This window comes from Idiomarina sp. UBA4206 (genome assembly GCF_002383015.1).
Taxonomy (GTDB): Bacteria; Pseudomonadota; Gammaproteobacteria; order Enterobacterales; family Alteromonadaceae; genus Idiomarina; species Idiomarina abyssalis.
On record NZ_DFTS01000072.1, the window covers coordinates 44,386 to 54,429 of the forward strand.

General features: G+C 46.6%; 10 protein-coding genes. 7 read left to right on the forward strand and 3 right to left on the reverse strand.

Features of this window, described 5'->3' with window-relative positions; translation table 11 throughout:
• Positions 1–1,495, forward strand: a 1,495-nt coding sequence (gene acnA / locus B3180_RS14290) for an aconitate hydratase AcnA (RefSeq protein WP_286845171.1), incomplete at its 5' end; no start/stop codon positions are given.
• Between the two features lie 45 nt (positions 1,496–1,540).
• On the opposite strand, the gene B3180_RS14295 is transcribed toward acnA, so the two are convergent.
• Together B3180_RS14295 and folK are read right to left on the reverse strand one after the other, a co-directional pair.
• Positions 1,541–2,248: an SDR family NAD(P)-dependent oxidoreductase gene (locus tag B3180_RS14295; protein ID WP_224797555.1), complete on the reverse strand. Its 708-nt coding sequence runs from the start codon at positions 2,246–2,248 to the stop codon at positions 1,541–1,543.
• Positions 2,245–2,673, reverse strand: a complete 429-nt coding sequence (gene folK, locus B3180_RS14300) for a 2-amino-4-hydroxy-6-hydroxymethyldihydropteridine diphosphokinase (RefSeq protein WP_224797554.1) — start codon at positions 2,671–2,673, stop codon at positions 2,245–2,247. Before folK ends, B3180_RS14295 begins: the two co-directional genes overlap by 4 nt.
• Before the next feature lie 88 nt (positions 2,674–2,761).
• Between folK and B3180_RS14305 the strand changes: the two genes are divergently transcribed.
• Genes B3180_RS14305 through asnB form a run of 5 tightly spaced genes read left to right on the forward strand, consistent with a single transcriptional unit; the run spans position 2,762 to position 7,897 of the window.
• On the forward strand, positions 2,762–3,253 hold the full coding sequence (locus B3180_RS14305; protein ID WP_273022621.1) for a hypothetical protein: 492 nt from the start codon (positions 2,762–2,764) through the stop codon (positions 3,251–3,253).
• Entirely contained in the window at positions 3,246–4,679 is a 1,434-nt protein-coding gene (locus B3180_RS14310; RefSeq protein ID WP_054487321.1) for a sodium:solute symporter family protein, read from the forward strand. The genes B3180_RS14305 and B3180_RS14310 overlap by 8 nt, the downstream gene beginning before the upstream one ends.
• Positions 4,669–4,791 (forward strand): hypothetical protein, encoded by a 123-nt coding sequence (locus tag B3180_RS14315; protein WP_263621029.1) that lies wholly within the window; start codon positions 4,669–4,671, stop codon positions 4,789–4,791. Before B3180_RS14310 ends, B3180_RS14315 begins: the two co-directional genes overlap by 11 nt.
• 4 nt (positions 4,792–4,795) lie before the next feature.
• Positions 4,796–5,863, forward strand: coding sequence for an aspartate/ornithine carbamoyltransferase family protein (locus B3180_RS14320; RefSeq protein ID WP_054487324.1), 1,068 nt, complete (start codon positions 4,796–4,798; stop codon positions 5,861–5,863).
• Between the two features lie 18 nt (positions 5,864–5,881).
• The gene (gene asnB, locus B3180_RS14325) at positions 5,882–7,897 is read left to right on the forward strand and encodes an asparagine synthase (glutamine-hydrolyzing) (protein ID WP_054487326.1); all 2,016 of its coding nucleotides are present in this window, start codon (positions 5,882–5,884) and stop codon (positions 7,895–7,897) included.
• Positions 7,898–7,907: 10 nt separating this feature from the next.
• Here the strand turns inward: asnB and msrB are convergent, their stop codons facing one another.
• Positions 7,908–8,972 carry a peptide-methionine (R)-S-oxide reductase MsrB gene (gene msrB / locus B3180_RS14330; protein ID WP_278358401.1) on the reverse strand — a complete coding sequence of 355 codons (1,065 nt, stop codon included), beginning with the start codon at positions 8,970–8,972 and terminating at the stop codon, positions 7,908–7,910.
• 99 nt (positions 8,973–9,071) lie between these two features.
• On the opposite strand from msrB, the gene B3180_RS14335 reads away from it, so the two are divergent.
• A partial coding sequence (locus tag B3180_RS14335) for a hypothetical protein (protein WP_286845176.1) occupies positions 9,072–10,044 on the forward strand: 973 nt, incomplete at its 3' end.

Sequence of the window (10,044 nt, forward strand, 5' to 3'; positions counted from 1 at the left end):
ATTCGACCTGATACTGGAAACTAACGGTAAGTCGGGCGAGAAAGACAAAGAAGTAAAAGTTAAAGGTAAGGATTATTCCTTATCGCACGGTGATGTTGTCATCGCTGCTATAACCTCTTGTACCAATACGTCAAACCCAAGCGTCATGATGGCAGCAGGCTTACTAGCTAAGAAAGCAGTGGAAAAAGGGTTGGTTCGTAAGCCATGGGTGAAATCGTCATTGGCTCCGGGTTCTAAAGTCGTTACTGATTATTTCGCAAAAGCTGGTTTAGACGAGTACCTTGATAAGCTTGGTTTTAACCTGGTGGGTTACGGTTGTACCACTTGTATTGGTAACTCGGGCCCGCTGGACGATGAAATAACGGAAGCCATTAACGAAGGCGACTTGACTGTGTCTTCGGTATTGTCAGGGAACCGTAACTTTGAAGGCCGTGTTCACCCTGAAGTTAAAGCAAACTGGCTGGCTTCACCACCGCTAGTGGTTGCCTACGCGCTATCAGGTACAACGCGCACTGACTTGAGTAAAGATCCTCTGGGGAAAGACTCAGATGGTAATGACGTATTCTTAAAAGACATCTGGCCTAGCAGCGCTGAAATTGCTGAAGCTGTGAAAATGGTGGATAACGCGATGTTTGGTAAAGAATATGGTGAGGTCTTTGAAGGTGACGAAGAGTGGCAGTCAATTAGTGTTGCAGAAGGCAATACCTATAACTGGCAGGACGATTCTACCTACGTTAAGAATCCTCCGTTCTTCGAAGGTATTGATAAGCCACTGCAAGCACCGAGCGACATTAAAGACGCTAATGTTCTGGCCGTGTTCGCTGATTCAATTACTACGGACCATATTTCACCGGCAGGCTCTATCAAACCGGACTCACCGGCAGGTAAGTATCTGCAGGAAAATGGTGTAGAAATTAAAGACTTTAACTCCTATGGTTCGCGTCGTGGTAACCATGAAGTGATGATGCGCGGCACGTTTGCCAATATTCGCATTAAAAACCAAATGCTGGATGATGTCGAAGGTGGTTACACCAAGTACATTCCTACTGGCGAGCAAATGGCCATTTACGATGCCGCCATGAAGTATATGGAAAACGACACGCCGCTGGTTGTATTAGCTGGTAAAGAGTACGGTACAGGCTCAAGCCGCGACTGGGCAGCGAAAGGTACAACGCTGTTAGGGGTTAAAGCGGTACTGGCTGAAAGCTACGAGCGTATCCACCGCTCTAACCTGGTAGGTATGGGTGTTCTGCCGCTGCAATTTGCTGAAGGTGAAGGTGTTAAAGAACATAAGCTGACCGGCGAAGAGCAGATATCGATTTTAGGCCTTGATGATAACCTCAAGCCTGGACAAATGCTGAAAGTTGTTGCTAAACGCAAAGACGGAAGCGAAGTCGAGTTTGAGGTTAAGTGCCGTATCGATACAGGTAATGAAATGAGCTACTACAAAAGTGGTGGTATCTTACATTACGTATTGCGCGGAATGCTTAAATAAGCGTCGCTATACTGAACTGAAACCCGGCCGTTGTGCCGGGTTTTTTTATATCATTAAGCCACGACCGCCGTCGACTTTAATGGACTCGCCGGTAATAAATGGGTTGTCGCGTAAAAAGCGAACGGTTTCTATCATGGGTTCTAAACCACCTTCAACTCGTAACGGTGTTTCATCCAAAACTTGCATACGATGCTCTTTATCATGTTCCGGTAAAAAGAGAATGGGCCCCGGCTGAATTGCGTTGACTCTTACCGATGGGGCTAAGGTTTTAGCAAATGCCTGAGTCATATTGGCCAGTCCGGCTTTAGCTGCGCAATAAGCAATGTAATCGGTGGAGGGGCGATCAGCGTATATGTCCGTTATATTGATGACGAGTCCGTTTTCCGACTGACTTAGCTGCTGCTGAAGGCCGCTAATAAGCATGTAAGGGGCTATCCCGTGTACCTGAAACACGGCAGCAAGCGCTTTATTGTCGTTATCAACGGTTTCATTATCGAAGAAACAGGATGCATTATTGACCAAAAGCTCAATCGAATCAGTGGCGTTACTGATTGTTTTTATCATGCCCTGAATACTTTCTATATCGGTAAAGTCTGCCTGCACCGCTGTGGCACCGAGTGACTCTAACTCGCTTATACCGTCGCGAGAACTGTTGTAGTGAGCAAACAGTTGATAGCCTTCAGCCAGCAGCGCCTTTGATAGCTCAAAACCAAAGCGGCGGCCTGCACCTGTAACGAGTGCTGTCTTTTTCATGAGGCAATTCCTAAATCCGTTAATAACGAGGTTAAGTAATCAGGTACTTTGGGGTTATCACTTACCTTTCCCAGAATATCGATATCAATTGTGCGGTCTTTAAAGCTTCTTTGTGGATCAGAACGGTCACGTCCCAACGCTTCTTCAATGCGATTAAACTCTTGTTTAAGTTGCTCCGCACTCATCGATGTTTGAATAATGAATAGGGCATTCAAAAAATCTCTTTTGGTATTCATATTCACCGGACGCGTAGGAATATTGCGTGAAAAGCTTATATTGCCGGATAAAGCTTCAAGGGCAGCTCTGGCTTTAGGGAAGTGACTCTGTGGTTCTATATTGGAACCTAAACTGCATAAATATTTTTGCATTGACTCATTGACCGCTAAACGTAAATAAGATGTTGAGATAACTACGGCTTTAAACATCAAATAGATGACTGCTTCAAACAGTTGAAATTGCGAAGTTCTGCTGATAGCCTGAAATTTCAACTGATATTGGTGAGCAGAAGTCTTAATGACGATACAGAAAAACTGCTTTAACTATCGCTATATATTGTTGGTTTTATGTTTTTTAAGCGTATTGCCAACCACCACGCTTGCAAGCCCCCTGAAGCTAAGCGGGCCTGACTCTGTCGTCAAAGAAGGCTATTTTACCGTTTCTGTTAGTACGACTGCTGCAGCCGAGCTTAACAGAGTTACCATTGAAGTTGCCAGTGATTCAGAGTTCTCGGAAAATACTAAACAATTTCCTGCTTTAGGCGACTTTAAAGACATTTCATTAACCGGCTTTAGCAATGGCTCCTACTACTTGCGGGCAAGAGCAGAAGACGCTAAAAACCAAACTTATCTCAGTAACACCATTGAAATTACAGTAAAGCATTACCCACTTTGGCAGGCTTTAACGCTATTCTTTATTGGTCTCGTTATTTTTATCACTTTGGTGGCAACGCTGTTGTTGCTGCATCGTCAATGGATACACTCTAAACACCAAAAGCATCATGACTGAGTTCGCATTAGAGACGAGTACGGGTATTACAATTATCATCCTGTTCGGGGTGTTTTGGGTTGCCTTTGGTTATTGGCTAGGACGCAAAAACCGTAGCCATGAAGACTTTGCTTTAGCGGGGCGTAATGTTGGCTTCGCATTTGCGGCGGCAACCGCTATGGCCACATGGGTCACCAGCAACACCACGCTGGTAGCGCCACAACTGACCTATCAGTTTGGGATTTGGGGAATGATAGGTTATTCCTTTGCAGCCCTGGGACTTATTCTCTTCGCTCCAATGGCCAAGCGAATTAAAGAGTTGCTGCCTAATGGCTACACCTCCGGCGACTTTGTACGCCTGCGCTATGGCAACCTGGCCTGGCTTGTTTTTATTATTATTTCGGTGGTGTATGCGTTCGGTTGGTTAATCAGTCTGGGCATGGCAGGTGGCATTTTACTGGAATCGCTGAGCGGCCTTGATTACCACATTGGCATGACAACCATACTGACCATTTGTGTCGGTTATACTTTATTTGGCGGTATGCGGGCTGTAATAGCTACAGACTTTATCCAGGCCTTGATTATTATTGTTGGCGTCAGTTTTATCGCTTATTGGCTGATTGATAACGTCGGGCTGTCGAGCATCCACAGCAATTTAACGGCTGAACACCCACAGTTGCTGGACCTGCTGTTTCCTGCAGCCGTCATGTTTCTGTTCAATAATATTTTCTTTGGGCTTGGTGAAATTTTTCACTCCAATGTCTGGTGGTCGCGTGCGCTTTCTTTCAAAAAGAACGTTGCCTACAAAGCCTACTTAACAGGGGGGCTACTGTGGTTGCCCATTCCTATTGTAACGGGCTTTATTGCTCTTGCGGCTCCTCAGCTTGGAATATTTCCGCCAAGCCCGGATATGATAGGACCGACCGTTGCAGCAGCCGTACTCGGAAAAGCCGGGGCTATTGTTGTCTTTATCATCATTTTTTCCGCACTGGCGTCCAGTCTCGACTCCTTACTTGCAGCGACATCAGACCTGGTGACACAAGATATTTTCCATAAGCGGCTTAAGCCAAAGGCAAGTGACAAAACCTTAATGCGCTTTAACCGCAGCTGCATCCTGGGCTTGGGCATTCTGACCTGGTTGCTGTGTTTGCCGCGTATTGCTACGTTAGGTGCTTTACTTAATTTCGCCGGTGCTTTTGTCGCCAGTACTATCTGGCCAATACTGCTTGGGCTTTATCAACGCAGATTAACAGGCGGTTATGCAGCAGCGGCTATGGCATTTGGTACTCTATTTGGCATGCTGGGCTATTTCGCTATCGGATTTTACGTAGCGGCACTAACGTCTTGCGCGGTATCCGGGCTGATCTGTTTAGTCGGTATTATCCGTAGCGATAAAAAGTTTGACTGGAACCAGTTAGATGAGGGGGAACAAGTTCATGCTGATTAGTGAAGTCGCTTTTGAATGGATGATTTCTCTGGCACTGGTTATGACCTGTGCGGCTCCGGTGTTGTTACTGGGTCTTTTTATTAAAGATTTTATTTCTAAAACCATATGGTAATTGTATGACTATAAAGGATGTCTCCTTTGAAAGAGACCGCCCCGATGTGTGTGGCGATGCTCACCCAAAGGCGTTATTGAAAGCAATTCAGGAAGATGGTGATTACCTGCTGAAACTATCAAATCAGCATGTGGTATCTGCTGACCAGTTTTCGCAGCTGGGTATGTTGCAGTTGTTTCGACTTGCCGCTAAATACGAAGCTAACCCACGTCGATTCAGTACATCGCTGCAGGGAAAGATTTTAATTAGTGCCTTTTATGAACCCAGCACCCGCACACGGTTATCCTTTGAAAGTGCCTGGCATCGATTGGGCGGCGACATTATGTCCATTACTGATCGTTCCACGACAGGTATCGCTAAAGGTGAGTGCTTGTCTGATGTTGCTGAAATGTTCAATAACTACGGTGACTGTGTTGTCTTGCGTGACAACAACGAAACCTCATTAGAAGAGATGATCGACTCGCTGCGCATTCCCATTATTAACGCGGGCAATGGCTCAGACGAGCATCCGACTCAAGCATTAGCCGATATGTACGCACTGTTTAAGTGGCGTCCTGATCTGGTGACTGATGAAGCCGATAAAGCTCCGATAAAAATTGGCATTATTGGGGTGCCGGATAAAATGCGAACGGTGCGCAGCTTCATAAAATGTTTGGTTAAGTTTCCTAAGGCTATTGATGAAATTGTCATTATTCATGATGAAGAGTCTTCTACCCAATTGTTTGGAGAAGAGCAAAAAGAGCAGATTGAGCAGGCCGGAATTAGAATTCGTACCACTCGGGATTTAGAGCAGGTATTACCAGAACTCGATGTGGTTTATATCAACGCCATTTCGTGGGAAGGTGATACCTTTAGTACTTACGGTAGTGAGTTTCACTTAACGACGCAGTCACCGCTAAAAGACAGCGCCATTATTTTACACCCATTAGCACGCGGTCAGGAATTATCGACCGATCTCGACTCCACCCCCCATAACTGGTATTTCAGCCAGGCCCGGGGAGCGGTGTTTTTACGTATGGCGCTTTTGACCTGTATGGTGCAGCGAGCTGAGCGCGTCATTGATGTCGTCTGATACGAGGAAAAGCAAAGAATGTGCGGAATTGCTGGCGTTTTTCATCATCAAACGGAAAGAGCGATTGAACCCCAAACCCTGGTGAATATGGCGGCGATAATGCATCATCGCGGTCCTGATGGGTTTGGTTACGAAGTACAACAAGATTATGGCGTGGGATTCAGTCACGCCCGCTTATCTATTATTGACCTGGACGAAAAAAGAGGTCGTCAGCCGTTTTTGTCAGCCGACAAACGACTGATGCTGACTCACAACGGTGAGTTTTACGATTTTAAACGTATTCGTGCGGACTTAACCGCTCGTGGCGCACGCTTTAACAGTAAAAGTGACTCTGAGATTGTCCTGCATTTGTTTGAGCGTTACGGTCTGGAAGACACGCTAAAAGAGCTTCGGGGAGAGTTTGCTTTTGGTTTGTTTGATGCCGAAGACGAAAGCCTCTATTTAGTACGTGACCGTTTTGGAATTAAGCCTCTGTACTGGACAGAAACAGAACATGGGGTTGTGTTTGGATCTGAGCTGAAAGTGTTATTTTCTCACCCGGATGTTAAGCGGGAGTTTTCAGCCGAAGGTTTATACCACCAGTTAATTCAGGTCATGGTGCCGGGTTCTACGGCTTTTGAAGGTATTAATCAGGTTCAGCCCGGTTATGTGGTTAAGCTACAACGAAAAAACGGCAAGGTGGTTGCGACCGAGCATAAGTACTGGGATGTCGACTTTCCGCCTGAAGAAAGCTATCCGGGCGCCGATGTCGATGAAGAATCTTATATAGAAGGTGTTCGTGCTAAATTACTGGAAGCTGTTCAGCATCGTATGACAGCTGACGTACCTGTCGGGTGCTATCTGTCCGGAGGTATTGATTCATGCGCAATTCTTGGTCTGGCATCGGCATCAACTCAAACTTCAGTAAAAGCTTTTACCATTGGGTTTGACTCTGATGACTATGATGAAACACCAATAGCACAAGAAATGGCGGAGGCGACACAGGCCGACCACCATATTATGCGGCTGAAGGCCGATGACCTGTATGACCATTTCGTGAAAACGCTATGGCACACCGAACGCACCATTTACAACACCCTGGGGGTTGCTAAGTACCTTATGAGTAAAGAGGTGCATGAGTCCGGTTATAAGGTTGTGATGACAGGCGAAGGGTCGGATGAACTCTTTGCCGGTTACCCGGCGTTCCGTAAAGATATGTTTTTGCATGGCTTAGATCACTTGCCAGAAGTTGAACGGGTTGAATGGCAGGAGTTGCTGGAAAAAAATAATAAGCTCTTTAAAGGCGCTATGTTGGCCCGCGAAGAGTTTGTCAGCGACGCTTTTAACCAGAAAATGGGCTTTACTCCGAGCTGTGTACAGCCGTGGCTGTCTTGTTCTTCGGTAGCCTTGCCGCTCATGTCAGAGAGTAAACGCCAACAAGTTGAGGGCTATGATCCCAGCACGGCGATTGCTGATACGTTGGACAAGAACATGCTCGATGGCCGTCACCCGCTCGACAGAGCCCAGTATGTATGGATAAAAACCATGCTGGAAGGGCAAATACTGACCTGGGGTGGTGACCGCGTTGACATGGCTAACTCAATGGAGGCGCGCCCCGCATTTTTGGATCACCATTTAGCGGAATACGCATTCACGGTTCCACCGCATTTACGTATTAAAGGCAATAAAGAAAAGTATGTGTTGCGCGAGGCGATGAAAGGCTTGCTTCCGGAAACGCTATATAAGCGAGAGAAGTTTGCCTTTATGGCACCTCCGGCGCATACGGATCCGGAAAAGTGGAAAGCGGTAGAGAAGCTGGCTGAGCAATTTCTGAGTGAAGATGCGGTTAAGTCAGCTGGTTTGCTCGATTACAGCGAAGTGGTTAAGACCTTTGAGCGACATCAGGATGAAAACGTTCCGAATGAAGAGCGTGTGCAGCTTGATGCGGTCATAAATCATATGTTGGGTGTTCAGGTACTGCACCACCACTTTGTGGCCACTGACGTACCTAAACAAGCAGAACAGCGAGCCAGAGAACTCGGCTGGACTGCCTAATTTTCAGCTTTTAATCTCCGGTGACTGCAGGAATGTAGTCACCGTAACCTTCTTCTTCCATATCTTCTAAAGGAATAAAGCGCAGTGCCGCTGAATTCATACAGTATCTCAGTCCAGTTGGCTGAGGGCCATCTGTAAATACATGACCAATGTGAGAGTCTGCCTTACGACTGCGAATTTCAGTACGCGTGTAAAACCAACTATTGTCTTCTTTTTCAACAACGGCGTTCGGTGTTATTGGTTTTGTGAAACTTGGCCAGCCAGTACCGGATTCATATTTATCCGCTGAAGAGAAAAGCGGTTCACCACTGACAACATCAACATAAATGCCTTGTCGCTCATTATCCCAATAAGGGTTATCAAAAGCAGGTTCGGTGGCGTCCTCTTGCGTAACCGCGTATTGAATGTCCGTTAAACGCTCTTTTAATTCCTTGTCACTGGGTTTAGTGTAACTTTGCTCGGTGTTTTCACGCTCGCCGGCTGGTTTGTCGTTGGTGAATTGTTGGTAGTCAACGTCGGAGGTGTCTCCCCAGTGTTTTTCTACAAAGTCGTAGCGTCCCGAGTTATAGGTGTAAATACGATAACGAACAGGGTTCTTGTCGTAGTAATTTTGGTGATACTCTTCTGCCGGATAAAAACTTTTCAGCGGTGTTATTTCTATAACGACCGGCTCAGAAAAAGGGCCGTTTTTATCGAGCCACTCACGTGACTGCATGGCGATGCGTTTTTGCTCGTCATTATGATAGAAGATAGCGGGACGGTATTGCTCGCCACGATCAACGAACTGTCCCTGGTTATCCGTAGGGTCACTTATGCGCCAGAGTTTCTGCAGTAAAGCAGCGTAACTGATAATATCCGGGTTATAGTAGATTTGTGCTGCTTCGGTGTGACCTGTTTGCCCTCCGGCAACTTGCTCATAAGTTGGGTTAGCTTCATCACCGCCACTGTATCCGGATACAACTTCACGAACACCGGGCATTTTTTCGAAAGCCTCTTCGACACACCAAAAACAGCCACCGGCAAAAGTCGCGAATTTTTCATTTTTTTGCTTTGTTGGCTCATTATTCTGTGCCATGCTAAAACAAGATAGTAACAAACTGGTAATAACAATTATTAGGCGAAATGACATTGTATTCTCCAACTTCAGACGGTATGTAGTTATAGACTATTCAACATGAAAAAGATTACTTGGTTCGTTTTTATTTTTAGCCTTAGCTGTCAATCTGTCGTTGCTGTTCAGCAGTCAGATGAAGAAGATGAGAGCATGTGGCTGGATCAATTTCGCAGCGGCCTGGGCTCATCTGTCGACGCTACAGCACGCTGGTTTGACGGATTATTTGGTGATGAAAGTATAGGTCGGTACGAACGTTCGTACGGGCGACTTTCGGTGGCACCTCAGTGGGACCAGTATGACGGCTTTGAAGTGAAGTCACGTTTTAGAGCGCGTGTGGCATTGCCTAAGCTAAAGGAAAACTTTTCGGCCTTTATTGGACGAGTGGACGAGAACGAATTTCTGGATGATGATTCCGCAGGCAGGCCCTCTGTTATTCGCTCACCGCAGTCTGATGAGGAGTGGCTGGTGGGTCTGGGCTTTGACCCTGAAATTAACGAGGCTCATAGGATGTCATACAGCATTGGTATTCGCGGGGGGTTACGCTTTGATACCTACGCCCGGGCGCGTTATATGACGGGTTTTGTTTTTTCTGATAACCAACAAGTTCGTACTCAGTCTTCCGCCTTCTGGAGGGACAGCGACGGTTTCGGCGTTGCGCAACGGGTCGATTATGAAGCCACGTTAACCGATACCTGGCTTGTTCGCTGGGCCTCGATAGGAACCTTTGCCGAAGAAACTCATGGACTGCGCTGGAGTAGCACGGCACGTCTGTACCACCTTTATGGTGAGGATAAAGCCTGGGCAACTGAAACCTGGATAGAGGGCAATACGGATCATGCTGTGCCTATTCAGGATTATGGCGTACGTTTTCTAAATCGCCAGCGCTACTTGCGTGAATGGTTTTTTGCCGAAGCCTGGGTTGGCTACCACTGGCCTCGCAGCGAAGTTACAGAGCAACGCAGTGGCCAGTGGTTAGTCGGTATTGAATTTGAAGTTCACTTTGGAACCGATAACGCTTACATGCCCGATCCGG

Bases quoted from the DNA above. Each gene is read 5' to 3' on its own strand.
- msrB (WP_278358401.1), bottom strand. From the start codon at position 8,972: ATGGCACAGAATAATGAGCCAACAAAGCAAAAAAATGAAAAATTCGCG.
- B3180_RS14295 (WP_224797555.1), bottom strand. From the start codon at position 2,248: ATGAAAAAGACAGCACTCGTTACAGGTGCAGGCCGCCGCTTTGGTTTT.
- B3180_RS14315 (WP_263621029.1), top strand. From the start codon at position 4,669: ATGCTGATTAGTGAAGTCGCTTTTGAATGGATGATTTCTCTGGCACTG.
- folK (WP_224797554.1), bottom strand. From the start codon at position 2,673: ATGTTTAAAGCCGTAGTTATCTCAACATCTTATTTACGTTTAGCGGTC.
- B3180_RS14310 (WP_054487321.1), top strand. From the start codon at position 3,246: ATGACTGAGTTCGCATTAGAGACGAGTACGGGTATTACAATTATCATC.
- B3180_RS14320 (WP_054487324.1), top strand. From the start codon at position 4,796: ATGACTATAAAGGATGTCTCCTTTGAAAGAGACCGCCCCGATGTGTGT.
- B3180_RS14305 (WP_273022621.1), top strand. From the start codon at position 2,762: ATGACGATACAGAAAAACTGCTTTAACTATCGCTATATATTGTTGGTT.
- asnB (WP_054487326.1), top strand. From the start codon at position 5,882: ATGTGCGGAATTGCTGGCGTTTTTCATCATCAAACGGAAAGAGCGATT.